This window comes from Polynucleobacter sp. MWH-P3-07-1, assembly GCF_018687555.1.
In the GTDB taxonomy this organism is placed as follows: Bacteria; Pseudomonadota; Gammaproteobacteria; order Burkholderiales; family Burkholderiaceae; genus Polynucleobacter.
Genome location: NZ_CP061296.1, coordinates 1250445 through 1276400, shown reverse-complemented (window position 1 = coordinate 1276400; position 25956 = coordinate 1250445). Strand labels below are relative to the sequence as shown.

Annotated in this window: 29 protein-coding genes and 1 other RNA gene; 14 read left to right on the top strand and 16 right to left on the bottom strand. The window is 47.7% G+C overall.

Annotated elements, in window-relative coordinates; genetic code table 11:
* Positions 1–11 precede the first annotated feature (11 nt).
* Entirely contained in the window at positions 12–413 is a 402-nt protein-coding gene (locus ICU98_RS06680) for a DUF2177 family protein (RefSeq protein WP_215351581.1), read from the bottom strand.
* Between the two features lie 97 nt (positions 414–510).
* Between ICU98_RS06680 and ICU98_RS06675 the strand changes: the two genes are divergently transcribed.
* Positions 511–951, top strand: coding sequence for a universal stress protein (locus ICU98_RS06675; RefSeq protein ID WP_215335999.1), 441 nt, complete (start codon positions 511–513; stop codon positions 949–951).
* Positions 952–961: 10 nt separating this feature from the next.
* On the opposite strand, the gene ICU98_RS06670 is transcribed toward ICU98_RS06675, so the two are convergent.
* The 4 genes from ICU98_RS06670 to ICU98_RS06655 all read right to left on the bottom strand — a co-directional run bounded on the left by ICU98_RS06670 (position 962) and on the right by ICU98_RS06655 (position 5361).
* Entirely contained in the window at positions 962–2431 is a 1470-nt protein-coding gene (locus ICU98_RS06670) for a M23 family metallopeptidase (protein WP_251365320.1), read from the bottom strand.
* Between the two features lie 53 nt (positions 2432–2484).
* Entirely contained in the window at positions 2485–3411 is a 927-nt protein-coding gene (locus tag ICU98_RS06665) for a dihydrodipicolinate synthase family protein (protein WP_215351577.1), read from the bottom strand.
* A gap of 72 nt (positions 3412–3483) precedes the next feature.
* Positions 3484–4689 (bottom strand): MFS transporter, encoded by a 1206-nt coding sequence (locus tag ICU98_RS06660; RefSeq protein ID WP_215351574.1) that lies wholly within the window; start codon positions 4687–4689, stop codon positions 3484–3486.
* Positions 4690–4698: 9 nt separating this feature from the next.
* The gene (locus tag ICU98_RS06655; RefSeq protein ID WP_215335995.1) at positions 4699–5361 is read right to left on the bottom strand and encodes a site-2 protease family protein; all 663 of its coding nucleotides are present in this window, start codon (positions 5359–5361) and stop codon (positions 4699–4701) included.
* Between the two features lie 28 nt (positions 5362–5389).
* Between ICU98_RS06655 and ICU98_RS06650 the strand changes: the two genes are divergently transcribed.
* From ICU98_RS06650 to crcB, 4 genes are read left to right on the top strand one after another with little or no spacing between them, the layout of a single operon-like run.
* Positions 5390–5560, top strand: a complete 171-nt coding sequence (locus tag ICU98_RS06650) for a hypothetical protein (protein ID WP_215335993.1) — start codon at positions 5390–5392, stop codon at positions 5558–5560.
* Between the two features lie 43 nt (positions 5561–5603).
* Positions 5604–5741: a hypothetical protein gene (locus ICU98_RS06645; protein WP_215335991.1), complete on the top strand. Its 138-nt coding sequence runs from the start codon at positions 5604–5606 to the stop codon at positions 5739–5741.
* 22 nt (positions 5742–5763) lie between these two features.
* Positions 5764–6540, top strand: a complete 777-nt coding sequence (gene ygiD / locus ICU98_RS06640; RefSeq protein WP_215351572.1) for a 4,5-DOPA dioxygenase extradiol — start codon at positions 5764–5766, stop codon at positions 6538–6540.
* A gap of 7 nt (positions 6541–6547) precedes the next feature.
* Complete coding sequence (crcB, locus tag ICU98_RS06635) at positions 6548–6931, top strand: fluoride efflux transporter CrcB (protein WP_215335988.1); 384 nt, start codon at positions 6548–6550, stop codon at positions 6929–6931.
* 8 nt (positions 6932–6939) lie between these two features.
* On the opposite strand, the gene ICU98_RS06630 is transcribed toward crcB, so the two are convergent.
* The 6 genes from ICU98_RS06630 to ICU98_RS06605 form a co-directional block, all read right to left on the bottom strand.
* Positions 6940–7914, bottom strand: coding sequence for a tripartite tricarboxylate transporter substrate binding protein (locus tag ICU98_RS06630; RefSeq protein ID WP_215335986.1), 975 nt, complete (start codon positions 7912–7914; stop codon positions 6940–6942).
* 11 nt (positions 7915–7925) lie between these two features.
* Complete coding sequence (locus ICU98_RS06625; RefSeq protein WP_215335984.1) at positions 7926–8447, bottom strand: chromate transporter; 522 nt, start codon at positions 8445–8447, stop codon at positions 7926–7928.
* Complete coding sequence (locus ICU98_RS06620) at positions 8447–8914, bottom strand: chromate transporter (protein ID WP_251365319.1); 468 nt, start codon at positions 8912–8914, stop codon at positions 8447–8449. The genes ICU98_RS06625 and ICU98_RS06620 overlap by 1 nt, the downstream gene beginning before the upstream one ends.
* A gap of 81 nt (positions 8915–8995) precedes the next feature.
* Positions 8996–9979, bottom strand: coding sequence for a D-2-hydroxyacid dehydrogenase family protein (locus ICU98_RS06615; RefSeq protein WP_215351567.1), 984 nt, complete (start codon positions 9977–9979; stop codon positions 8996–8998).
* A 4-nt stretch (positions 9980–9983) separates the two neighbouring features.
* A complete protein-coding gene (locus ICU98_RS06610) occupies positions 9984–11357 on the bottom strand; it encodes an MmgE/PrpD family protein (protein WP_215351564.1) in 1374 nt (457 codons plus the stop codon).
* Between the two features lie 31 nt (positions 11358–11388).
* Complete coding sequence (locus ICU98_RS06605; RefSeq protein WP_215351561.1) at positions 11389–12384, bottom strand: tripartite tricarboxylate transporter substrate binding protein; 996 nt, start codon at positions 12382–12384, stop codon at positions 11389–11391.
* Positions 12385–12465: 81 nt separating this feature from the next.
* On the opposite strand from ICU98_RS06605, the gene ICU98_RS06600 reads away from it, so the two are divergent.
* The gene (locus tag ICU98_RS06600; RefSeq protein WP_215335976.1) at positions 12466–12768 is read left to right on the top strand and encodes an antibiotic biosynthesis monooxygenase; all 303 of its coding nucleotides are present in this window, start codon (positions 12466–12468) and stop codon (positions 12766–12768) included.
* 12 nt (positions 12769–12780) lie between these two features.
* Here ICU98_RS06600 and ICU98_RS06595 read toward each other — a convergent pair whose 3' ends face one another.
* The gene (locus ICU98_RS06595) at positions 12781–13551 is read right to left on the bottom strand and encodes a sulfurtransferase (RefSeq protein WP_215351559.1); all 771 of its coding nucleotides are present in this window, start codon (positions 13549–13551) and stop codon (positions 12781–12783) included.
* Positions 13552–13637: 86 nt separating this feature from the next.
* Here ICU98_RS06595 and ICU98_RS06590 point away from each other — a divergent pair, with 86 nt between their 5' ends.
* The 3 genes from ICU98_RS06590 to ICU98_RS06580 are packed head-to-tail and all read left to right on the top strand — an operon-like array spanning position 13638 to position 16387.
* Positions 13638–14636 (top strand): tripartite tricarboxylate transporter substrate binding protein, encoded by a 999-nt coding sequence (locus ICU98_RS06590; protein ID WP_215351556.1) that lies wholly within the window; start codon positions 13638–13640, stop codon positions 14634–14636.
* A 21-nt stretch (positions 14637–14657) separates the two neighbouring features.
* Complete coding sequence (locus ICU98_RS06585; protein WP_215351553.1) at positions 14658–15212, top strand: carboxymuconolactone decarboxylase family protein; 555 nt, start codon at positions 14658–14660, stop codon at positions 15210–15212.
* Between the two features lie 8 nt (positions 15213–15220).
* Positions 15221–16387, top strand: a complete 1167-nt coding sequence (locus ICU98_RS06580) for a 50S ribosomal protein L11 methyltransferase (protein WP_215351550.1) — start codon at positions 15221–15223, stop codon at positions 16385–16387.
* Between the two features lie 66 nt (positions 16388–16453).
* Here the strand turns inward: ICU98_RS06580 and ssrA are convergent.
* The 4 genes from ssrA to ompA all read right to left on the bottom strand — a co-directional run bounded on the left by ssrA (position 16454) and on the right by ompA (position 18882).
* Positions 16454–16812: a transfer-messenger RNA gene (gene ssrA / locus ICU98_RS06575) on the bottom strand.
* Positions 16813–16882: 70 nt separating this feature from the next.
* Positions 16883–17554 carry an HAD family hydrolase gene (locus ICU98_RS06570; protein ID WP_215353200.1) on the bottom strand — a complete coding sequence of 224 codons (672 nt, stop codon included), beginning with the start codon at positions 17552–17554 and terminating at the stop codon, positions 16883–16885.
* A complete protein-coding gene (gene ubiG, locus ICU98_RS06565; RefSeq protein ID WP_215351547.1) occupies positions 17554–18249 on the bottom strand; it encodes a bifunctional 2-polyprenyl-6-hydroxyphenol methylase/3-demethylubiquinol 3-O-methyltransferase UbiG in 696 nt (231 codons plus the stop codon). Before ubiG ends, ICU98_RS06570 begins: the two co-directional genes overlap by 1 nt.
* Positions 18250–18312: 63 nt before the next feature.
* Entirely contained in the window at positions 18313–18882 is a 570-nt protein-coding gene (gene ompA, locus ICU98_RS06560) for an outer membrane protein OmpA (protein ID WP_215351544.1), read from the bottom strand.
* 160 nt (positions 18883–19042) lie between these two features.
* Between ompA and gyrA the strand changes: the two genes are divergently transcribed.
* Genes gyrA through ICU98_RS06535 form a run of 5 tightly spaced genes read left to right on the top strand, consistent with a single transcriptional unit; the run spans position 19043 to position 25955 of the window.
* Positions 19043–21751 carry a DNA gyrase subunit A gene (gyrA, locus tag ICU98_RS06555; RefSeq protein WP_215335969.1) on the top strand — a complete coding sequence of 903 codons (2709 nt, stop codon included), beginning with the start codon at positions 19043–19045 and terminating at the stop codon, positions 21749–21751.
* A gap of 33 nt (positions 21752–21784) precedes the next feature.
* Positions 21785–22882, top strand: a complete 1098-nt coding sequence (serC, locus tag ICU98_RS06550; RefSeq protein ID WP_215351541.1) for a 3-phosphoserine/phosphohydroxythreonine transaminase — start codon at positions 21785–21787, stop codon at positions 22880–22882.
* Entirely contained in the window at positions 22882–23964 is a 1083-nt protein-coding gene (gene pheA, locus ICU98_RS06545) for a prephenate dehydratase (protein WP_215351539.1), read from the top strand. The genes serC and pheA overlap by 1 nt, the downstream gene beginning before the upstream one ends.
* Positions 23964–25082 (top strand): histidinol-phosphate transaminase, encoded by a 1119-nt coding sequence (gene hisC, locus ICU98_RS06540; RefSeq protein WP_215353196.1) that lies wholly within the window; start codon positions 23964–23966, stop codon positions 25080–25082. The genes pheA and hisC overlap by 1 nt, the downstream gene beginning before the upstream one ends.
* Before the next feature lie 3 nt (positions 25083–25085).
* Complete coding sequence (locus ICU98_RS06535; protein ID WP_215351536.1) at positions 25086–25955, top strand: prephenate dehydrogenase/arogenate dehydrogenase family protein; 870 nt, start codon at positions 25086–25088, stop codon at positions 25953–25955.
* Position 25956 lies beyond the last annotated feature (1 nt).

Below are 25956 nucleotides of genomic sequence, written 5' to 3'. Positions count from 1 at the left end.
GGCATGCCGCTTTAGTTTGCCCACTCTGCTAGCTTATAAATGAGGCCGGATACCGTTGCGGTTACCAGGCTACCCCAAGCAATATCAACGAAAGCCAAGCGGATTGGGAAATCCCGAATAACGGCCAGATTGGTTAAGTCATAGGTCATGTAGCAAAAACAGCCGAAGAGGGCGCCATAAAGCAGGGCGTGCGATAAGGATTGCTTCGATATCGCCGGAATGACGACAAAAATACAGGCTCCCAGGGCATATAAAAGATAAAAGACAAGGCCAGCCCAGAGCTTGGGCTCCGTTGCCATGAGGCTGCCCATTTCATCGCGATAGAGGTTTTTGGCGACCCCCAATAGCCATACCAAATCAATTGAAACAAGTGATACAAGAAAGCCAAGATAGAGTAGAAAATACTTGAGCATTTAAGTTACCTTTGTAGGGGTTTGAATCGATAAATAGCATTATGATGGAATTAGAAAAAGTGCCAACATCACGAAAGTGAATAAATCAGGAGGTAATATGTTCAAGCAATTATTGGTTCCAGTAGATGGTTCAGACATCAGTAAAAAATCGCTCAAGAAAGTTGCTCAATTAGCCAAATCCGATGGCGCTGCAGTGACCCTGGTTTATGTTTCCGACCCAACTCCGCCTTTAGCTTATTCAGATAGCACTATGGGGTACATGATTACCACCAAAGAGCATAAGCAAGCTTGCGAGGCTTATGCAAAAAATGTATTCAAGCAAGCGCAGACCCAATTGGGCGCTGGAATGAAGGTGAACACCATTCATGCTCTCGATATTTCTCTAGCGCAGGGTATTTTGGATGCTGCTAAAAAGGCGAAAGCTGATGTGATTGTGATGGCCTCACATAAGCGCACCGGAATTTCGGGCGTATTGCTTGGTAGCGAAACGCATGATGTCATTGTGCATACCAAACTGCCAGTGCTAGTGCTGGGCTAATCTAGCAGGATTAGTTTTTCAGTACACTTCCGAGTAAAAGAATTTCTCGGGTGAGTTGACCGCTATCGATATCGCGCATGAGCCAGAGATTGAGTTGGGTCTTTGCGCTATAGGGGTCGACATAGACCCCATCTTTGCGTAACTCAAAGTGTAGGTGAGGTCCCGTTGATCTTCCGGTAATGCCAACAGTGCCAATCTCAAAGCCACGACGGACCTCATTGCCTAACTCGAGTTCTGGGTTGAAGCTGCTGAGATGCGCGTAGTAGGTACGGTAGCTTCCGGGGTGCTCAAGAATGATGAGATTACCAAAGGCGCCACTAAAACCGAGTTGAATGACTTTGCCAGTAGCCACGCTGAAGACGGGTGTTCCAATCGGCGCCGCATAGTCAATACCCATATGTGGGCGATAACGTTGCTTACTGGAGCCAGGCTTAGGCTCAGAGTTAGCGGCAGCTGCAACAGCAGCTTTGGTATTCGCGGCAGTTGGTTTGGCGCTTTTTCTTCTGCCTGCGGGTACCATGCCGACACCACGTGAGATGCGGCGATAGCTCAGGGGATTGGTCCAGAACGAATGCTCAAGAGGTTCACCACTTGCAGTAAAGAAGCCCCCAGGAATATCGCCTCGGTCTAACCAGTAGGCGCTTGCATAGACTTCACCGTTGGCGGGATTGATGATTTCAGCGGCCCAAATCTGTGCCCAGCGCTCTCGATCGCCAAAGTCGATGATCAGTCTGACCACGCTATCGGTATTTTCAAGGGCGTTACTTGTCTCGGGATAAATTTGCTTAATCAATGCATTCAGATCCCAGACTAGCTCGACTGGGAGTTTGTCGCTGACTTTATTGGGGTCGTATAAAACATTCCGCAAAGGAATTTGAATTTCCACAAAGCGCTTCGACTCATCCTTGAGGTAGTCTTGCTGAATCAAAAATCCCCCAACAGCAGATGGCGTAAAGGTCCAAACTTCGGTCTTATTGTCCTGTACAGGACCATTCATGATGCTGAGAGATTCAAAGCGATTGCGTTTACCAAGGGCAACTGCATAAGGAACGCAATTACCTCGCATATGATCAAAAAAGCTTCTAGTTTGATTTCTGAAAAACTCAGAGAATGCCCGATCTTCTATGCCTACACTCGCAGGTAAATTATCGTCGTTAAGATTGCGTCGCAAGCAACCCCTAGTAACGCGATAGTCCAAATTATCAGCAGCATCACCGACAAAAGTTTGGGTCGAACTATCGTCAATGAGGCTAGGACTTAGGCTATTCGATTTAGAAGTGGCAATGTCCTTCAGTCCAACGGACCGGGTATTTTGAGAGCCTGCACGTTTACGAATTTGTACAGTTTTATTATTTTGGCTGCTTTGTGCGCTGGCATAGGAGATGAGTTCAAAGCCAGGAATCTGAAGCGCAATCAGTACGGCTATACCAATCATCTTCAGCCCCTGAAAGCGGGGCTTATAAAGTGCAATTTTTTTCACAACACCATTATCTACTAAAGCTAGTAGATACCATTTGTTAGGCGAACGCTAAATTACAGACCTGGCATGTCAAAATGAATTGCTTTTAATTCACTCATCAATTGCCCTTGCTGATCTGCACTCAATTGCATGAGTGGCGGACGTACCCGAAGCCAATCAGGATCTTTGCTAAAAAAGGCGAGCGCTGTTTTCATGCCAGCAATCATTTGGTACTTATCAAATACAGAGCGAACTCGATCTAAGGCGGCTTGCTGCTCGGCAGCATTCCCGTCTTGCCAATTTGCAGCAAGTGTGGCTATTGCCTTTGGATTCATATTTACAGTTGCAGAGATGCAACCAGCACCACCTGTTTTCATACTGCGCAATAAAAAAGCTTCATTGCCGGCATAGACTCTAAAGCCGTGGGGCGCCAAGAGTTTAATGACTGACTCGGTATAAGCCCAGTCTCCAGAACTATCTTTCATACCGACGATTGTTTTTGGATAGGCCCTTACCAAGCGATCTAGTAAAGAGAGACTCAATGTGACTTTGGTGACGGCAGGAATGTTATAAAAATACAGTTGTAAAGCAGAGTTTCCAACCTTTTGAATCACTTCAGAAAAATACGCAAACAATCCATCATCCGAAACATCTTTGTAATAGAATGGCGGAATCATGAGGACGGCAGCGCAATGATGTGCTAGTGCATGATTCGTCATGCTGACTGCGGCATCGATAGAGGTGGCACCGGTACCACTCATAATGTGGGCAGGATCTAGACCACCTTCAATCAGCTTGGTTAACGCCTCCATCTTTTGACGAGCAGACATCGAGTTTGCCTCAGAGTTGGTCCCAAATAATGCGTGGCCAACACCATTACTTGCTAGCCACTGACAGTGCTTTGACAGGCGCTGATGATCGACATTGCCATCAGCCATAAATGGAGTCAGGACTGGTGATAGCACTGCAGGCAAGCTGGAGGGGTGGAGGGTAAAGGTCATAGGTGCTCCAAATCAGAGATAGGGTGTCAGATGAAATTGAATGGGGTAAATCATACTTCTAAATTCACCGTCTTAGGAAAGATCCCGAATATGCAATTTACGTAATTGTGGGGCTAGCTTGGAGGTAATGAGGACGACGGCAATTGTGGCAATCCCGCCGAAAATGATTGAAGGGACTAAACCCATCAAGCTAGCGGCAATACCAGATTCTAGAGCCCCTAACTCATTAGAGGACCCAATAAAGATCCCATTAATTGCACCAATTCTGCCGCGCATATGATCTGGCGTAGTGAGCTGAATAATGCTGCCGCGAATAACAACGGAGACCGAGTCACAGCATCCTGAAATAAATAGGAAAAAGGCGCAGACCCACAAGCTATTAGAGAGACCAAAAGCAATGATCGCCAAACCAAATCCAGCGACAGCAAGCAGTAAATATTTTCCTGAATCCATCACAGGAGGCCTACTCGCTAGATAAATTCCAGTAATGACCGCACCCGCTGCGGGCGCGGCTCGCAAGATGCCTAAAATCTCTGGCCCAGCATGTAAGACTTCTTTAACAAAAGCAGGCAATATCGAAACTGCGCCACCGAATAACACAGCAAACATATCTAAGGCCATTGTGCTGAGAATGAGCTCATGTCCTTTGACATAATGAAAGCCCTCCAGAAAACTCTTCAAAAAGTTTCCGGAAAGATTGCCGGTATTTTCTTGTTTAACCTTAATTAAGCTGACACCATATAAACCAATTGCGCCGGCAATAGCTGCTACAAGGTAGGTCCACTCAAGTCCAGCAAAACCAATTAATAGCCCACCTAATCCGGGACCGGCTACGACACAGATCTGAAAAGCAGATGAGGCATAGGCTGTATAGCGTGCTAAATGTTCGCGTGGAATGACTTGTCCAAACAAGGCTTGGTAGGCGGGTCGCATCACTGCGCGGCCAACCCCAATCAGAGCCACAGCGGTATAGATCAGAGGTACCGGAGGGCTTAACCAACCCAATGCGATTGCCGTAAGAAATAGAGCCACACTCATGTGAATGCAGCACGCTACAGCAGCAATCTTTTTTCGAGAGTAGTGATCGACGGCATGCCCTGAGTACAAGGCAAATACAAAATAAGGCACAAGCTCAGAAAGACCAACCAAGCCAAGAGAGACGACACTATGAGTGATTTCATAGAGGTGCCATCCCACAGCAACCATCATGATTTGGTAGCTCAGGGTATTGCCAACGCGATATAGCAGAATGGTTTTAAAGCCCTTGCTAGGCGACATCGAGTTCAATTAAAAAATCATCCGCAAAGGTGTCATCAGGAGATCAATCAGGCGCAAGAATAGATTGCTGAGAGGTTGCATCCACAACTCGCCAATAATCCCAGTAAATACAAGAGCCAAAACAATAAAGAATCCCCAGCGCTCTAATCGATCAAAAGCAAGGGATTGGCGGGTGGGGAGTAAACCTGACAGAATGCGACCGCCATCTAAGGGTGGAAGCGGAAATAGGTTAAATACGAGAAGGCCGATATTCCACATCACTCCTGCTTGAGCCATGCCTGTCAGAAAGGGTTCCTGAATACCGAGCCCCTGAATTACCACCCAAGCCATGGCCCAGAGAATGGCCTGCATCAAGTTTGCTCCTGGTCCTGCCAGGGCTACCCAAATTGAGTCTGTTTTGGGATGACGTAGGCGGTCAAAGCGGACTGGTACTGGCTTGGCATAGCCTACTAAGAAGGGTGAGCCAGCCAAGATGAGCATTAAAGGTACTAAAACAGTGCCTATTGGGTCAATATGTTTTGCTGGGTTCAGGCTGACTCGTCCGAGGACGTAGGCGGTGTTATCGCCGAAGTAGCGGGCGGCATAGCCGTGCGCAGCTTCATGGATCGTAATGGCAAAAATTAAGGGAATCGCATTAATTGCGATAGCTTGGATAGAATAGTCAGTAATCATGGCAATATGATATCGATAGGAGACCATTGTGACTGATGATAAAAAACCCGTAGCAAAAGTACCTGCAAAGCCCGTTGTGCTTGCTAAGCCTGCCTTACGTCCTCAGCCCTCTAAGGGCCCACAAGCTGGCGGCGGACGCCCTCAGGCTGGTTTTGGAGGGGGTAAGGGGATGATGCGTAAGGCTGGTCGGGGCCGATAGTGGATAATTAATCCATTAATACTGTATTTACTAAGGATTTGGTATGAATGAATGGCAAAACGAACCCAAAGAAGTGATCAATAAAAAGATCATCACCCTGGTGGTGATGTTGGCAATCGCTACTAGCTTGGCGATTTTATTTGCTCTGGTTGCCGCCCATATCGGCTACGTTTTCGGTTAAAAGTAGCATTTAGATTCCCCATATGACTCACCGTCAGCCTGCAATCTTTGTGGGTCATGGTAGTCCGATGTATGCCCTTGAGCCCAATCGTTATACCGATGCTTGGGCCAATTTAGGTAAGTCGCTTAAACGACCCGATGCGATTTTGATGATTTCAGCGCATTGGGTAACTAGAGGTGTTTGGGTGACGGCGATGTCTGCGCCCAAAACGATTCATGACTTTGGCGGCTTTCCAGAAGCGCTTTTCAAGATTCAGTACCCTGCTCCTGGTAGTCCAGCATTAGCAGACCGTATCCAAGAATTACTCAGCATGCCAGTGGTGCTTGAAGAGCATGAATGGGGGATTGATCATGGTGCTTGGTCGGTCCTAAAATATCTTTTCCCTAAGGCAGATATCCCAGTAGTGCAGCTCAGTCTGAACGGCGCAATGAGTGCACAAGCCCATTACGATTTAGCAAAGCAACTACAAATTTTGCGTGATGAAAATATTCTCATTATTGGAAGTGGTAATGTGGTCCACAATTTACGCACAATCCACTGGCAGAGTGATGCAAAACCTTACCCCTGGGCAGAATCCTTTAATCAATTTTTCATTTCTCAAATCCAGGCCAATCAGCATCAGCAGTTAATTGAATGGGAGCAATATGGCGAGGCTGCGCACTTGTCTATTCCAACCCCGGAGCACTATTGGCCCGCGCTCTATACCCTCGCATTACAGGCTAAAGGAGAGCAGGTTAAGCTCCTGGTAGATGGCATTGAAATGAGTTCGATTAGTATGCTCAGCTTTTATTTACAATAGATTAATTATGTGGCTATCTGTTTGCGCAATCTTCGTTGGTGCTGGCTTTGGTGCTTTGCTCAGAGCGGGCTTTAACTTTTGGACGATTAATTCACCTTCAGTGATTCCGATGGGCACTCTGCTGTCGAACATGTTCGGCGGCTACCTGATTGGTTTAGCAGTTGCCTTTTTTGGCAATAACCCAAGCCTTTCTCCTGAGTGGCGCCTATTAGTCGTTACGGGTTTTCTAGGGGGCCTAACGACATTCTCTAGTTTCTCTGCCGAAGTAGTTGGCTTTATGCAACGTGGCGAGTTCACTTGGGCGCTCGGAACAGCAGTCATTCATTTGGTAGGCTCTTTGACGCTGACCTTCCTTGGCATTATGACTTTTCAGGCCTTATTCTCTAGGTAAGACTCGCCTTATTCTGGCTTGATATTTGCCAGCTTGACTACAGCGCTCCACTTGGCTGACTCGGATTTAATTAAAGCAGCAAAATCAGCGGGGCTACCTCCACCAATTTCATTTCCCTGGGAGAGCATGAGCTCTCTGAGTTGAGGATCCTTCAAAGCTTCATTAGCTGCCGCGTTGAGTTTGTCAATGATTGCCTTAGGCGTGCCCTTAGGTGCAATCAGACCTTGCCAATTGAGCACGACAACCTTGGGATAGCCTGCCTCTGTAAAGCTTGGTACATCCGGGAGTAAAGGCGAACGTTTTTTGCTGGTGATCGCAATTGGACGAAGTTTATCTGCCTTAATACTCGGCATCGCAGAATACATCTGATCAAACATCATCGTGACATTGCCTGCCATGAGATCGGTTAAGCCAGCGGAACCGCTCTTATAAGGTACGTGAATCATCTCAATGCCTGCATTTTGCTGGAATAGTTCGGCTGATAGTTGATGGCTGCCACCAATGCCGCCAGAAGAAAAAGTCAGGCTACCCGGTTTTGCTTTAGCCGCTGCCACAATATCTTGTACTGTTTTATAAGGCGAATTGGGATTGACGACCAAAACGAGTGGTCCTTTTTCAACTAAGACGATGGGGGTCAAATCGGTCTCTGGGTCATAGCGCAAATTACCAAATAGGGTTTTATTAACTGCCATGGGTGCAAAGTTGCCCATACCGATGGTGTATCCATCGGGAGCAGCTCTGGCAATATATTCAGTGCCAATATTGCCACCGGCCCCCGGTTTGTTATCCACAATAATTGGCTGCTTCAAGAGCACACTCATCTTTTGCGCAATTTGACGACTACGAGAATCTGCTCCCCCCCCAGCACCATAAGGCACTATGAAATTAATGGGCTTACTGGGATAGTTATCTGCCCAAGCTGAGCATTGGGCAAAAATGATTAGGACCAAAGAGCCCAGTTTCCAAAGATTCAATTTACTCATGCAGTTCGCCTCTAAATTAATCCACATGCACCCAACAGGGCGCCTAGTGCAATTAAATATAAAGGATGCCAGCGTGTCAATAAAACAATCGCAATGGTGAGTCCACTTAATAGGTAGGCCATCAAGCCATGATTAATCTGTAAGGCGATTTCGAGAGCAGAAGAAAGGACTAAACCAATTGCCAAAGTAGCAGCAGCATATTGCACCACCTTCTTCTTCATGGGATCTTGCATCTTCAAGATAAAGCGTTGCAAAAAGAACACTAAAATCCCAGCAGGCCAAATAATGGCAAAAGTGGCCATAAATGCGCCGAGCACGCCGCTCATATGCCACCCGATTAAGGTGACTGTCATAAAGTTTGGTCCGGGTGCTGCTTGGGCAATTGCAAAGTAATCCGAGAAGGTTTGCAGATCTAACCAATGCTCTTGATATACGGTGAGCTCTAGTAATACCGGAAGTAAGGCGTTCACACCGCCAAAGGCAATCAAGGAGAAAGCCGAAAACTTCAGGAAGAGGGCAATCAGTGTTGGCATTATCTTTTTGCTTTATGCCATGCCAAGAACAGTGCCACTGGTGAAGCAATCAGTACCACCCAGCCCAATCCTAGATGAAAAAAGCTGGCTGCAATCATCACCATAACGACTACCAGCAAACTGGGCGGATAGTGGAATTCGTCTTTGAGCATCTTAAATCCGGTAGAGGCAATCAATCCGACTCCTACTGCAGAGATGCCTCTTAAGATGCCACGCACAGACTCTAAATCACGAAAGTGGTTATAGAGTAAGGCCAATAAGATGACGATACAAATTGGCCCGAGAGAGAGGCCTAAAACGGCAGCGATTGCCCCAGTTACCCCGCAAAATCTGGAACCCACACAAACCGCTAAATTCGTCACATTTGGGCCTGGAACAATTTGGCAGATGCCGAGCGTGGCACTAAATTCTTCAGAGCTGAGCCACTGTTCCTCTTCCACAATGGTGCGTCTTGCCCAAGGCAGCACTCCCCCAAACCCCGACAGACCAATCCTCGAAAAGCCGATAAAAAGTTGGAGGGGTGTGAGGGTTTTCAAAGGGATTAAAAATTATTGTGGCTTGAAGGGCATGGGTACCGGCTTATGATCTAACCAAGCTTCTAAAGTTTCAGTGATGCCTTTGGAGAAAGTCTCAAAAATCGGCTCTGCAATAAAACCCAAATGGGGCGTGACCAGTAAGTTGGGGGTGTTGCGGAGGGGATCATGTTGAGGAAGTGGCTCGAGATCAAAGACATCCACCGCAGCTTGTCCTGGTCTGCCAGCGACTAATGCTTTTTGCAGATCAGCCATATTAATGAGTGCGGCACGCGAGGTATTAACCAAGATTGAATCGGGGCGCATTAGTGCTAATTGATCTGCGCTAATGAGACCTTTGGTGCCCGGACCAGCAACCAAATGCATCGTAACTACTTTGGAGGTGCTGAGTAATTCTTCCAAGCTCACCGACTTCGCATTTTCTGCCGCAGCTCTTTCTGGGGTCATGCGTGGACTCCAGGTGACTACCTCCATGCCGAAGGCTGCGCCTACTCTTGCTACTCGACTACCAATTGCACCTAAACCCATAATGCCAAGACGCTCGCCTGATAGCATCGGAACGAGCGATAAAGAATCCCTCCAGCCCCCTGTTGCAATTAAATGATTTTGTTCAATTAAGCGTTTAGAGGCGCCCAAGATGACGGCCCATGTGAGCTCAGCAGTGGTCTCTTTTGATGGGCCTCCATGGGTGCATGCCATAGGGATATTTCTTTTTACTAATGCTGCTGCCTCGAGTGTGCCATTGCGCTCCCCAGTAAACATCAGAAACTTGAGTTTTGGTAAACGCGCAATCATTGCCTCATTGAAGGGCGAGCGGTCACGCACGATCGCTATCGCATCTGCATCTTTTACTGCCTCATATAAAGCTTCATCTCGCAAAGGCTCGTGATGAATGGTGAGGCTCGCACGCTGGTCAAGTTGATCCCAGGATGAGAAACGACGTAAGGCTTTTTCGTAGTCACCCAGAATCACAATGGTCGGTTTGGTAGTTTCAGTCATTGCTTTAATCTGGTGTAGAGAGTTGAATGATTTGCTTGAGATCAGTGGCTTTGCTGAGATTCCAAAGCGCTGAAATCAATTGAACCGTTTTTTGTTTACCAATAATTGGTTCAGCCAGACTGGTAAATTTTTGCTCAAGGTTAGCGTCGCTCATGGGGTTTTCAACAGAGCCAATTGCATTCTTTACAAAGACATGAACTTCTTTGCCGTCTTTCAGAATCGCTGTGACATCAACAGAGGCTTCGCTAATATTGGTATCCGTAGTGGCATTGACTTTTGCTCTCAGTGCTACAACATCGGGTCTGTTGACGATGTCGTCGGCATATTCGCCTTCACCAGCTTGGCCAAACATGAGGCCCATGGCACAGCCGTGATAGACGCTGAATTTTCCTTCTAAACCTGTTTTTGGGGTTTTCTTGCCAGTGAGTTCAAGTACGAGTGGGTGAACACGCAGTTCAATCCGTTCGACATCATCTGCTTTAACTCCTTGAGCACGCAATTGTGCGCAAGCATCAATTGCAGGATGAATCACAATACCGCAAGCGAAGGGTTTGTAGGTATTCAGCGAGATTTCAAAAGATTGACCGAGATCACGATCAATTTCCGACCAATCATTTTTGGTGGAGACAGTTTGCATATACCCTCGACCAGCCTCTAATGCACGCAAGCTTGCAGTAAAGCCATGTTTCGCTAACAGAGCTGACATCTGTCCAGCGCGTGCAGCTGCTCCAGGATGAAAGGGTTTAGTCATCGTTCCGAATTGCTCGCGCATACCAATCGGTTGTGAGGCGGCAATACCTAAAGCCATGATGGTTTTATGAGTGTCTAAACCCAAAATGCGCGCACAGGCTGCTGCTGAACCAAGCATGCCAGTTGAGCCAGTGATATGCCAGCCACGATGGTAGTGATCGGGATACATCGCATTACCCACTCGACATTCCACATCGATACCGAGAACCATCGCATCAATGATTTGACGACCATTGGTATTAATGTGCTCGCCAAGCGCCAAAATGGCAGAGGCTACTGGACCAGCTGGGTGAATGACGGTCTTGAGGTGTGTGTCATCAAAGTCGAAAGTATGTGAGCTAATGCCATTCACCAAAGCAGCGCCACCCATATCCACGCGCTCTTTGCGTCCCAGGATGGAGGCTTGAGGCGCTGGTTGAAACTCTTGAACAGCTGCCAGCGAAGATGTAACGCTCTCATGCTGGGCTGCACCAATTGCGCAACCTAACCAATTTAAAAAAGTACGGTGAGCCTCATGCTCAACCTCTGCAGACCATCCTTGAGATGGGTGAGTGCTGACAAACTCCGCTAGGGTTTTGGTGACTGGTGGAGCGTTCAAATCGGCTGCTGCGGCAATAACTTGTGACATAAGAATTCCTAAAAAATAAAGAGTGGAGTGATTATTCGATTTCGATGTGGCGGTCTTTGGCTACTTTGCTCCAGCGTGCAATGTCATCCTTGATATAGGTAGCAAATTGTTGAGGATTCATTGGCATCACGGTAAGCGCCTCAGCAGACATTTTGTCTGCAAACTCAGGACTAGCCAATACTTTATTGAGCTCAGCATTTAATTTGGCGACTACCGCTGGCGGCAGGTTGGCAGGACCCGCAATGCCATACCATTGCTGACCTTCAAAGCCGGGATAGCCTAATTCTTTAAAGGTTGGAATCGAGGGATCAGCAGGACTCCGCTTAAGGCCAGTAACTGCAAGAGGCCGAGCTCGATCCGTTTTGATGTAAGGCAGTGCTGCAAACAATCCTGGGAACATGGCGTCGGTTTGGCCGCCAATCAAATCAGTAAAGGCGGGCGCAATGCCGCGATAAGGAATGTGAACCATGAAGATCCCAGTTGCCATTTTGAACTCTTCCATCGACAAGTGCGTTAGGGTCCCTGGACCAGAGCTACCGTAACTGAGCTTAGATGGATTCTTTTTTGCATAGGCAATAAATTCACTCAGTGTTTTTGCGGGCACCTGAGGATTAATGATGAGGACATTCGGTGTTGCGCCGATCATGCCGATAGGGGTGAAGTCTTTGATTGCATCGTAGTTCAGTTTACGAACAGCCGGGTTTGTGCCATGGGTTCCGACATAGGCAATCATGAGGGTATAGCCATCCGGATTGGCTTTGGCCGTGGTAATGGATGCGATTGCGCCACCACCACCGGATAAGTTATCCACAATCACGCTTTGACCTAAATTCTTGGATAAGCGTTCTGCAACTGCCCTGGCAATATTATCTAATCCACCGCCAGCAGATACTGGTGCAATCAGTCGAATTGGTTTGGTGGGGTAAGCACTTTGGCTATGCGCGACAGGGCTGAAAAATAGGGAACTACTTGTAAGTGCCAATGAGGATAAAAAAATCGGCAGCAGCCGATTGCAATATTTAGACATGTCTCGCATCCTTAGGTTTGGATTAATATGTTGTTGTATAGGAATTCTACTATTTAGTCTTACAGAAATAAGGGAAACGCCATGATTTTGGAAGTTGCTGATATTGAAATTGATCCAAGCAAGCAAAAAGAGTTCGAAGAGGCTATTTTGCGGGGCATCCAGACTGTGATTTCGAAGGCTAAAGGATTTCAAGGCTTTAAAGTGAATCACAGTCAGGAAAGCCCTGGCCGCTATTTACTCATGAACTATTGGGACACTCTCGAGAATCACACCGTAGACTTTCGGGAATCTCCTGCCTTCACGGAGTGGCGCTCGATTGTGGGGCCATTTTTTCTGAAACCGCCAGTGGTAGAGCACTTTGATTTGGTGGGTAAGTCGGCGTAGTGAGTCTATCAATTAGCCAGTTTGAATTTTTTTACGAATCGAGTGCTCGGGTGGAATGATGTCCAAACTCGGCTCGAGTGCCTCACGTTCATCAAACACAAAGCAGGACCCCTCGTAATGGGCTGCACCAACTTCTTCAAAGTATTTCAGAATTCCACCTTCCAACTGGTAGGTGTGCTCCATACCGATCTCACGCATATACAAGCCAGATTTCTCGCAGCGAATGCCACCAGTACAGAAGCTGACGATCGTTTTATCTAGTAACTCTTCTTTGTGCTTAGTAATCGCCTCAGGAAATTCAGTGAACTTTTCAATATTGAAGTGCAGGGCATTTTCAAAAGTGCCGTAGTCAATTTCGAATGCATTCCGCGTATCGAGCATCACGACTGGCCGTCCCAAATCATCGGTACCACGATCTAGCCACTCTTTTAATTTCTGGGGGGCAATAAAATTAGCTCGACCCTTTTCTGGCTGAATGCTCGGGTGATTCATGCGAATAATCTCACTTTTGAGTTTGATTAGCATTTTTTTAAAGGGCTGCTCATCTGACCAACTCTCTTTTGCCTCAATAGCGGCAAAGCGGGGGTCGCTACGTAGCCATTTTAAGAAGCCACGCATCTCTAGCTCTGCGCCAGCAAGGAAGAGATTAATACCCTCGCCAGTCAGCAAAATGGTGCCTTTTAAATGACGTTCATTGCACTCCTGAAGCATGTGCGAGCGCAGTTCTTCGAGCTTGTCTAGGCTGACGAATAAATAGGCAGCAATATTCAGAATGGGTTTCATGGATTTTGTCTCTGTTGCACCCTCTATTATCAAACAAGGAGCTCTGGGAGTGGTAATCTTATGTCCTTAAGTGGAGGAGACCTGTCATGAGACACCTATTTAATCAAATCACTCGAGCCCTATCGATGAGCCTTATTTTGTGCGGTATGAGCAGCCTCGTGCTAGCTGCAGATCCTGGGGTTGGTACTTGGCCTACCCAGAAGCCAATCCGTTTAATTGCAGTGTTTCCAGCAGGGGGGTCAGTTGACCAGGTGGCCCGTATTTTGGCGCCAGCGCTTCAGGCAGAATTAAAGCAGAGCGTCATTGTAGATAACGTGGGCGGTGCATCTGGCGTCATTGGAACTTCCGCAATGACGCGAGCCGAACCAGATGGTTATACCTTCGCGGTGGTCTTTGATACTCACGGCGTCAATCCTAGTCTGAAAGACAAGCTCCCCTATGACACGATTAAAGATATTGCTCCCGTTGGCTTGATTGGAACTTCCCCAATGGTCCTTGTGGCCAGTAAACAATCAGGGATCAAGAGTTTCAAGCAATTGGTTGAAGAGTCAAAAGCAGGCAAGAAATTTAGTTATGGCTCAATTGGGATTGGTAGTCTTGGACATTTGGCCATGGCCCGTTTAGCCAAGACGGCAGGCTTTGATTGGATCCACGTACCGTACCGTGGCGGCGGCCCTTTAATGCAAGACGTCTTAGGCGGTCAGGTACCTTTGGGTGTTGGTTCCCAATTCTTGGTAATGCCCCATATTGAAAACGGCGGAGTTGTGCCATTAGTGATTACAACTGCCAAGCGCTCCCCTGAATTACCTAATGTTCCAACGGTTGCTGAAAGTGGTTTTCCGGGCTTCAACGCGCCTGCTTGGTGGGGTTTGTTAGCTCCAGGCAAGACTCCACCTGCGATTGTGAAAGCGATGAATGTAGCGCTCAACAAGGCTCTCAAGAATCCCGCGGTGTCTGATAAGTTTAAAGCCCAGGGCATTCAAATCGTGGGTGGTAGCCCTGAGGTATTAGGTGATTTCGTTGGCAAACAAATTGCAATCTGGGGTAAGTTTGTTATTGAGAACAATATTAAAGAAACCCAATAAATTATTTGAGTAATAAAGCCAATGAGTAAGGAACGCTCTCAGCGACTAATTGACTACCAGCCGATGGATTTGTCTGAACCTGCCGAGTTGGTTGCTGCCATTCGGAAACGACGTGGCGGAAAGTTTATTAATTTAGATCGCATGCTCTTGCATAGTGTGCCGATTGCTGAGGGCTGGAATCATTACATCGGGGCAATCCGCAACCACCTTTCCTTGGATCCCAAGTTACGTGAACTTGGGATGTGTGGAGTAGCTGTTTTGAATGGCGCTGAATACGAATTCATTCATCATGCGCCACCCTTCAAGGCGGCTGGTGGGACACAAGAGCAAGTGGATGCGCTCCGTTTATTGGGACAAGCAAGTTTCCCGAAAGCATTATTTAGTCCAATTGAGCAAGATGCTGCAGAGCTCACCTTGCAGATGACTCGCAATATCAAAGTTGATCCAGAGTTAATGAAGCGCTTACATGAAGAGCTGGGCAATACTGCAGTAGTTGAGTTAGTGAGCGTGATTGCTGCCTACAACATGGTCTCACGCTTTCTGATTGCTTTAGACGTCACCCCCGAAGATCACTGACTCCACCCTTGAGCCCTGATCAATCCATCAGCTGGGAAGAGGATGGTGTTAGCCACTCTGCCTTTTGGCGCTCCGAAAATGGGATTCGACCTCACCAAAAATTGGTGATTGGCGATGACACCCTGACTGCAGATGCTGCTTATCGAGTGGCTTGCGAGGGGACCGCCATTCTATGGCGCGGAGATTTTCAAAATGCCCGTCAGCTTTTGCAAGCGCTAGCCCGTAGGCTGGATAAACCTTCTAAAAAATCACAGCGGGTCAAAAAAGAGCCTAATCAAAGCCCGCTTGATCTTTTTAATTTGCATCGTCTGGCGCAATCTCAACGAGCTCGTATTTTAGGTATGCTCCTGATTGAATGTAATGCCGATCACCACATTGATTTGAGGCGGGCGCCCGATATTGCCCAGGCTTGCCAAGAGGCTTATGGCAATACTCAGTCTTCTTACTTAGTCTCATTGCGAGAGTTGTTGGGTGTGGTGGGCGCACATGAGTGGCGAAAGAAAGGTGTTCTCATTCCCGCCTTGAGCGGAGAGAGGGCGTTTTATATCCATCCTCACTATGGTGTGTTTTCACCAATACGGGGTGAATATATTGATTTAGTAAACCAGGCGCCTTTACCTAAAGCGCTGAGTAAAAACGCGATTGCCTTCGATATTGGCGTGGGAACCGGGATCTTATCCATCGTACTGGCAAGCAGAGGTGTAGCAAAGATCATTGCGACAGATTTGGATCCAAGAGCACTGGATTGCGCAAAAGATAATATCGATCGATCAGAGTTTGCTGGGCAGATTGAGTTACTCAAGACGGGCGTATTCCCCCCTAGTAAGGCGGCACTGATTGTTTGTAATCCTCCTTGGCTGCCCGCTAGGCCAAGTTCATCAATAGAGGGCGCGGTCTACGACCCCAACAGTCAAATGCTCAAAGGATTTCTAGCGCAACTCCAAGATCATTTACTGCCTGAAGGTGAGGCTTGGTTAATCTTGTCTGATCTAGCCGAGCATTTAGGATTGCGAAGTCGGAGAGAGCTAGAGCTCTGGTTTGATGAGGCCGGAATGAAAGTCATTCATCGAATGGATACCAGGCCGCATCATAAAAAAGTGTTTGATCAAGCAGATGCTTTGCATACTGCTCGCAGCAAAGAAGTTACATCGCTGTGGCGACTCTCTTTAAAGTAAAGAGTAAAGTAAAAAGATCAAAAGCAAAAGACAAACCCCTCTAGCTTCAGAGGGGTTTGCTTTAAATGGTGGAGTCGGCGGGAATCGAACCCGCGTCCGCAAATCCTCCACAACAAGTTCTACATACTTAGTCATATCATTTAATTTAACCAACTAGGCACGGACTGACACGTTCCTCGTTGACGATTCACTAAGTTTTCGTACTATCCCACGTGACACGAGATAGTCTTATCTCTTGTAAATGACCCTGATCTAGCTTTCGCTAGCTGACCCAAGAGAGAATCAGTTCAGGGGCAACCGCAATTAAGCGGCTAGTGCGTAACGTTCGTCGTTAGCAGTTATTACATTCCCATTGATTTACGAGATAACGGGTCCTCGGTATGCCCTTGATGCTTTGTAATCCACGTCGAAACCATGTCGACCCCGGAGTTAATGCATAAGAGGGTCTATTTTAAGGCGGACCGCCTAAAAAAGCTCGTTACTTTTACTAAAGCCCTATGAGTGAGCTGGAAAGATGATTTCAAATAATTCGTGTGGGGTTTTGACTAAATAGTCTGCTCCCCAAGTTTCGGGAGGCTCTGTGCAGCCGCAGTAACCATAGGCTGCAGCTACTGTTTTCATGCCGGCTGCCTTGCCTGCCACAACATCCCGAATATCATCGCCGACATAGAGCCCTTTGGTCGGATCAATCTTCGCTAGCTGAGCAGCATGCAGGATGGGGGCGGGATGTGGTTTGGCATGCGGAGTAGTGTCGCCTGATACCGTTGACGCTGCTCGCTGACGCAAGCCCATCTGTTCAGTCAGGGGGTGGGTAAATCGTTCATGCTTGTTCGTCACAATCCCCCACGGAATATGGGCCTGATCCAGTTGATTCAGTAACTCATCAATGCCATCGAATAAAACACTATTTACTAGCAGGGCATTTTCATAGTTTGTAAAAAATTCATCGCGCAAGTGATTGAAGTCAGGGTGCTCCGGGGTGATACCAAATGCGCCTGCGATGAGACCGCGAGCGCCAGCAGAGGCTCGAGGGCGTAATAGTTCATATGGCAGTGCAGCTTGCTTGCGAGCAATGAGCAGTTGATTTGCGGCGGCAACTAAATCAGGGGCTGTATCTGCTAGGGTGCCATCCAAGTCAAAAAAGATCCCCTGATAAGGGCTTTGCATCAACTGCATTTGCGAACAGCAATCATGTAATTGACATCCATATCGCTCCCTAGCGAATAGACTTGGGTAAGCGGGTTGTAGCTCATCCCTTTCATCCCGAGCAGTTCTAATTCTGCCTCGCGAGTAAAGGCAATCAACTCAGATGGCTTGATGAATTTAGCGTATTCGTGAGTCCCTTTGGGGAGCAGGCGAAGTAGGTATTCAGCTCCGAGGATGGCAAATAAATAGGATTTGGGATTGCGATTCAAGGTGCTGAAGAAAAGGGTGCCGCCAGGCTTGGCTAGTGTGGCGCAGGCTCTGACAACCGATGCGGGATCTGGCACATGCTCGAGCATCTCCATGCAGGTCACAACATCGTATTGACCTGGATTTTCATCGGCGAGCGCTTCGGCCGAAATGGCGCGATACATGAGTTTGGCACCCACCTCGAGGGCATGTAATTCAGCAACTTTGAGAGCCTTCTCAGAGAGGTCAATGCCGGTGGTATCAGCCCCGGACTGAGCCATAGATTCCGCCAGGATTCCACCGCCACAGCCAACATCTAAGACCTTCTTTCCCGCCAAACTGCCAAAGGATTGAATCCAATCCAGGCGCAACGGATTAATTGCATGCAAGGGCTTAAATTCACTATTGGGGTCCCACCAGCGATGGGCTAGGGCGCTAAATTTAGCGATTTCAGATTGATCAACGTTCATGTTACGAATATAGCGGAAATAAAAAAGCCCGGCAGAACCGGGCTTTTTTAGGTTTGAAGCGGATTACTTAGCTGTACCAACAACTTCGATGTCGGTGCGGCGGTTCTTAGCGCGGCCTTCAGCAGTTGCATTGCTTGCAACTGGATTGCTCTTGCCTTTGGATTCTGTGTAGATGCGGCTTGCGTCAACACCCTTGCTTACGAGGTAAGTCTTAACAGACTGCGCACGACGCTGACCGAGGGCCATGTTGTATGCATCTGTACCAACGCTGTCGGTGTTACCAACAGCGATGATGACTTCCAGCTTGATCTTGGAGAGATCAGCAGCGATCTTGTCCAAAGTCGCTTTACCTTCTGGTTTCAAGTCAGACTTGTTGAAATCGTAGAGGGTATCAGCTTGCAAAGTGATCTTGCTTTGGCTAACGCCAGCAGCGGAGTGACCTTGTTGCAATGCGCCATCGCAACCAGCAGCTGCAGTTGCAGGTGTCCAGTTATTATCACGCCAGCACAATGTACCGTCGCCGTTTTTCCAGTTCAGGGAGCCGTCGCCGTTTTGCCAGTTATCAGATGCCATTGCTGCGGTTGCAGAAACGGTAATAACAGAAGCGAGCAACAGTTTTAGGGTTTTGTTCATTTTTAGTCCTCAAAAATCTCTTTTTAATTAAAGTCAAACTTAAATGTAATTCGCCCTACTTTGAAGCAAAAACACCGCAAAGCGACACATCTCAATTTCGTACAAACTGACAGAATCTTAGCATAGGGGTCTTCCGTCATCAAAATGATATTATTTCTAAATGGAACAAGCCGCTAAAGAAACACTACCAATATCCCTAGAAGACGAAATGCGGCGGTCCTATTTGGACTACGCTATGAGCGTCATTGTCGGCAGAGCCTTGCCAGACGTGCGTGATGGCCTTAAGCCAGTACACCGCCGGGTCTTATTTGCGATGTATGAATTAAACAACGATTGGAACCGTGCTTACAAAAAATCTGCCCGTATAGTTGGCGATGTAATCGGTAAATACCATCCCCATGGCGATTCTGCGGTGTATGACACCATCGTCCGGATGGCCCAAGATTTCTCTCTACGCTATATGTTAGTTGACGGCCAGGGTAACTTTGGCTCCGTGGATGGGGATAACGCCGCTGCGATGCGGTATACCGAGATCCGCTTGCGCAAAATTGCCCATGACCTATTGGCTGATTTGGATAAGGAAACGGTCGATTTTGGGCCAAATTACGACGGTAGCGAGCGCGAGCCCCTGATTCTGCCTGCCAAAGTGCCCAATTTGCTCATTAACGGCAGCTCAGGCATTGCGGTAGGTATGGCAACCAATATCCCCCCTCATAACTTGGATGAGGTGGTTCAGGCCTGTTTACACGTCTTGCACAACCCGGATTGCACCATTGATGAGTTGATTGAGATCATCCCAGCGCCAGATTTCCCCACTGCCGGAATTATTTATGGTGTTCAAGGTGTGCGTGAGGGTTACCGCACTGGTCGCGGTCGCGTGGTCATGCGTGCCAAGACCCACTTTGAAGATATTGATAAGGGTTCGCGTCAAGCCATCATCGTTGATGAGTTGCCTTATCAAGTCAATAAGAAGAACTTGCTCGAGCGCATTGCTGAGTTAGTGAATGAGAAAAAAGTCGAAGGTATTTCTGATTTGCGGGATGAGTCCGACAAATCTGGAATGCGCGTTGTGATTGAGCTCAAGCGCGGTGAAGTTCCTGAGGTTGTTCTGAATAATTTATACAAGAGTACGCAGTTACAAGATAACTTCGGCATGAATATGGTGGCCTTGGTTGATAACCAGCCACGCCTGTTGAACTTGAAGCAGATGCTGGAGTATTTCTTGCAGCATCGTCGCGAAGTTGTTACCCGTCGCACGATTTTTGAACTTCGTAAAGCGCGAGAGCGTGGTCATGTCCTCGAGGGCTTAGCTGTCGCATTAGCAAACATTGATGAATTCATTGCGATCATCAAGGCTGCTGCCAATCCAGTAGAAGCAAAGACGGAGTTGATGGGCAAGAATTGGGATTCCTCGATGGTACGTGAGATGTTGGCGCGTGCAGAGACAGATACCCCAGGCGGTCGTAATGCTTATCGCCCTGATGGCCTCTTGCCTGAATACGGCATGCAGAGCAGTGGCCTCTATCGCTTATCTGATAGCCAAGCACAAGAAATTCTGCAAATGCGTTTGCAACGCTTGACTGGTCTTGAGCAAGACAAGATTGTTTCTGAGTACAAAGACGTCATGTCTGAGATTGCTGACTTGCTCGACTTATTGGCTAAATCAGAGCGAGTCACTCAGGTCATCGAAAGCGAATTAAAAGAAGTGCAGGCCGAGTACGGCATTGCAGGCAGCGACAACGGTCGTCGCTCATTTATTGAGATGAATGCAACTGAGCTCTTCACTGAAGATCTCATTACGCCGCAAGATATGGTTGTTACTCTTTCACATACTGGTTATATGAAGAGTCAGCCGCTCAGTGAGTATCGTGCGCAGAAGCGCGGTGGTCGCGGTAAGCAGGCGGCGGCAACTAAAGATGAAGACTGGATCGATACTTTATTCGTAGCAAATACACACGACACCATTTTGTGTTTTTCTGATCGCGGTCGCATGTATTGGCTCAAAGTCTGGGAAGTACCTCAAGGTAGTCGCACCTCAAGAGGTAAGCCCATCGTCAATATGTTCCCGCTGATTGAAGGCGAGAAGATCACCGTGATTCTGCCAATCAAAGGCTATCAGGATGATCAGTACGTCTTTATGGCAACCAGCTTAGGTACCGTTAAGAAGACACGTTTATCTGACTTTTCTAACCCACGCAAGGCCGGCATTATTGCGGTTGATTTGAATGAGGGCGATTTCTTGGTGGGCGCAGCAATTACTGATGGCCAACACGATGTCATGTTGTTCTCTGATGCTGGTAAGGCGGTGCGCTTTGATGAGAATGATGTTCGTCCAATGGGTCGTACTGCTCGAGGCGTGCGCGGTATGAACTTAGGTGAAGGTCAGCAAGTGATTGCAATGCTAGTAGCTCCTGCGGAAGTGGCAGAGGGCGCGCAGATTAGTGTGGCAGATGCTGAAGCCAATGCGACTCCTGGAAGCGTCTTGACTGCAACTGAAAATGGTTATGGCAAGCGTACTCCAATCGCTGAATATACCCGTCATGGTCGCGGTACTAAGGGCATGATCGCCATTCAGACATCAGAGCGTAACGGCAAAGTTGTTGCTGCAGCTCTCGTTTCTCCTGAAGATCAAATCATGTTGATTACTACGGGTGGTGTCTTAGTGCGGACGCGTGTCTCTGAAATCAGAGAGATGGGTCGCTCAACGCAAGGTGTCACACTCATCAACGTAGATGAGGGGACTCGTTTATCTGGCTTGCAGAGGATTGCTGAAAGCGATTCAGATGACGAGGATGACCTTGTAGAAGATGATTCGATTGATGCTGGCGATGTCGGTGATGCTGCTAGCGATACTGCTAGTGATGCCTAAGCTGGCATCGAATACAGACTAGTCGACACCATCATGACGTTTGACCGCCGCATTTTTAATTTCGCTGCGGGCCCCGCCACTCTTCCCGAAGAGATTCTGAAGCAGGCTGCAGATGAAATGCTCAACTGGCATGGTCTTGGAACCAGTGTCATGGAGATCAGCCACCGCAGCAAAGAGTTTATGGCGGTGTATGAAGAGACATTGCACGATCTGCGTACTTTGATGAGTATTCCAGATCAATATGAGATCTTGCTTTTGCAAGGTGGTGGTATTGGACAAAATGCTGCGATCCCAATGAATCTCATGGGTCTGAGCAAGAGTGGGCCTAAAGCAGATTTCATCGTTACCGGTATTTGGTCTGAGAAGTCCTTGAAAGAGGCTCAGAAATACGGTGCAGCTCATCTAGCCGCCTCTTCAGAGGCAGAGCACTTCACCACGATTCCACCGCGCTCATCTTGGAATCTCTCGAGTGATGCCGCATACGTGCATATCTGCTCTAACGAAACCATTGGTGGTGTTGAATTTGACCAGGTGCCAGATGTTGGTAATGTGCCTTTAGTCGCGGACGTATCAAGCAACATCTTATCCAAAGAGATGGATGTAAGCCAATACGGAGTGCTATTTGCGGGTGCGCAAAAGAATATTGGGCCCTCAGGTGTCACGATTGTGATCGTCCGTAAAGATCTGTTGGGTCACAGCATGCCAATCACGCCATCGGTTTGGGATTGGGCAAAAGAAGCCGCCAATCAATCGATGTTAAATACGCCTCCCACGTTTGCGATTTATATGGCAGGTCTGAGCTTTAAGTGGTTGCTGAAGCAGGGCGGTGTTAAAGCGATTGCCAAACAGAATCAAGTAAAGGCAGATTTACTTTATCAATGCATTGATCAAAGCGCTCTGTACGAGAATCGCATTGCAAAACCTTATCGCTCCAGAATGAATGTCACCTTCTTTTTGAAAGATGAGGCGATGAATACCGAATTTCTAGCGCAATCTCATGCTGCTGGTTTGGTGGCGCTGAGAGGTCATAAAGCAGTTGGTGGAATGCGAGCAAGTATCTACAATGCAATGCCTATAGAGGGTGTAAAAGCCCTGGTTGAATTTATGCAAGATTTTGAAAGGCGGGCTTAATGAGTACTGAAGAACAGCGACTTGCGCCCTTGCGTGACAAGATCGATGATTTAGATGCCAAGATTTTGGATCTGCTCTCACAGCGTGCTCAAGCTGCACAAGAGGTAGGGCATATCAAAGGTGGATTTGCCTCACCAGTATTTCGGCCTGAGCGTGAGCGCCAAGTCGTAGCAAAACTGCAAGAGATCAATCAGGGTCCTTTATTGCCTGATGGTATTGCTGCGATCTGGCGCGAGGTGATGTCTGCTTGCCGCGCTTTAGAGGCTCGACAAACGATTGCTTACCTGGGTCCGGTCGGCACTTTTTCTGAGCAGGCTGCACAAACTTATTTTGGTCAATCCATTGCCGGTTTGCCTTGCGTCAGTATTGATGAGGTTTTTAAAGCGGTAGAGAAGGGTGCTGCGCAATTTGGCGTTGTACCAGTGGAAAACTCTAGCGAAGGTGCCGTTTCTCGTACGCTCGATTTGTTACTCGATGCCCCCCTGCAAATCAGCGGTGAAGTCGTTTTGCCTATTCGTCATCATTTGTTAACGAAGAGTGGAAGCTTGGATGGGGTTACTACTGTCTGTGCCCATGCTCAAGCGCTTGCACAATGTCAACAGTGGTTGAGTGAGCACGCCCCTCAGTTAAAGCGCCAAGCAGTGAGTAGTAATGCTGAAGCTGCGCGCATGGCTGCAGCAGATCCCACTTTGGCAGCCATTGCCGGTGAGCCTGCGCAAATTGCATACAGCTTACAAGCAGTGGCATCACAAATTCAGGATGACCCGCACAATCGTACTCGCTTTGTAGTGATTGGTAACTATGCATGTCAAGCAACTGGTAATGATCAAACTTCGCTAGTGCTATCTGTTGATAATCAGCCTGGTGCCGTACATCGTTTGCTTGCTCCCTTGGCAAAGCACGGTGTTTCGATGAATCGTTTTGAATCTCGTCCTGCGCGCAAGGGAACTTGGGAGTATCACTTCTTCATTGATGTGGCTGGCCATGCAGATGAAGACAAAGTTGCTAAGGCACTAATTGAGCTTCAAGACACAGCTGCGTTCTATAAAAAGCTCGGCTCCTATCCCCGCTCAGCCATTTGATTATGAGTTCTTTCGGCTTAAAACATATTCAAGCTATTGCGCCTTACGTTGGTGGCAGGCCTATCAGCGAGGTTGCGCGTGAATATGGTTTGGATGAGAGCAAGATTATCAAGCTTGCGTCCAATGAAAATCCCCTGGGCATGCCCAAGTCGGCTCATGATGCAATGCTGAAAGCGGCCAGTGACTTAGGTCGTTATCCAGACTCCAATGGTTTTGAACTCAAGAATGTCTTGTCAGAGCGTTTAGATGTCCCGACGCATTGGATTACTCTGGGAAATGGTAGCAATGACATTCTGGAGTTAACTACACGAGCAGTTGCGCACACTGACGACGACATTATTTTCTCTAAGCATGCTTTTGCGGTGTATCCATTAGCCACTCAAGCGGTTGGTGCGCGCGCAGTAGAGGTTGCTGCAACACCTCAATATGGGCATGACCTCAATGCAATGCTCAAAGCAATTCAGACCTCAGGGGTAAAAGCAAAGTTAGTTTTTGTGGCTAACCCCAATAATCCGACTGGTAGCTATTTGAGTGCACAAGAGATTGAGTCATTTTTGGAGCAGGTGCCTAGCAATGTCATCGTCGTGCTAGATGAGGCTTATAACGAGTATCTATTGCCTGAGCAGCAGTACGATGCAATCGCTTGGGTTAAACGTTTTCCGAACTTAATCGTTTCACGTAGTTTTTCTAAGGCCTATGGCTTGGCAGGACTACGGATTGGTTACGGTATTGCTCAACCTGCTCTCACCGATTTACTGAACCGCATTCGCCAACCTTTTAACGTGAATAGCTTGGCGCAAGCTGCTGCAATTGCAGCATTACAAGACACCGCGTTCTTGCAAAAGGGCTATGACCTTAATCGTGCAGGTTACCTGCAATTAACTGATGCCTTCGAGGAAATGGGATTGACCTACTTGCCTTCTGCAGGCAATTTTGTTTTATTGAAAGTGGGTGACGAGGCAGATTCGGGGGCGAAGGTGAATTTGGCGCTGCTCAAGCGCGGCATTATTGTGCGTCCAGTTGCCAATTATGGTTTGCCTCAGTGGCTCAGAATTTCTATAGGCCTGCCTGAAGAAAACGCTGCCTTCATCGACGCCATGCGGGCCATTCTGGGTTAAGTGATGACAAAACCAAATTACGGCGTGGTATCGATTGTTGGCGTAGGTCTGATTGGCGCTTCACTAGGCTTGGCACTTAAGCAAGCAGGTGTTGTGTCAAAAATTCTTGGGGTTGGTCGAAGCCAGTCTAATTTAGATCACGCATTAAAGATGGGTGCAATCGATGGGGTGGTGGATTTAATTGATGCTGCTAAGCAATCCGATGTGATTGTCTTGTGTGTGCCTGTTGCGCAAATGCGCACCATCTTCGCAATGATTGAACCTCATCTTGTCTCTAAGACGCTGATTACCGATGCTGGTAGCACAAAGGGTGATGTGATTTTGGCTGCCAAAGAAGTCTTGGGCAAAAAAGCGTGTCAGTTTGTACCGGCGCATCCGATTGCTGGTGGCGCTCAGCATGGTGCTAGTGCTGCTAAAGCGGATTTGTTCTTTGGTAAGCAAGTCATCATTTGCCCTTTGCAAGAAAATTCTCCGCAAGATATCGCGCTAATCGAGAAATTTTGGCAGTCGGTTGGCGCACTAGTGAAGATGCTTTCGAATGTGCAACACGATGCTATTTACGCAGCCGTCTCTCATCTGCCACACATCCTTGCTTATGCATTAATGGCCAGCGTCATCAATTCTGAAGATGCTGCAGATAAATTAAGTCATATTGGCGCGGGCTTTAAAGACTTCACTCGTATTGCAGGCTCAAGTCCTGAAATGTGGCGTGATATTAGCTTGGCCAACCGCACTTCTATTCTGAAAGAGTTAGATCAGTATTTAGCGATCCTTCAACATCTCCGTAAATTGATTGCTGAGAATGATGGAACGGGGATCGAAAAGCTGTTTGTAAAAGCGAGTAAAGCGCGACAAGACTTGGATGCGAGCTGAT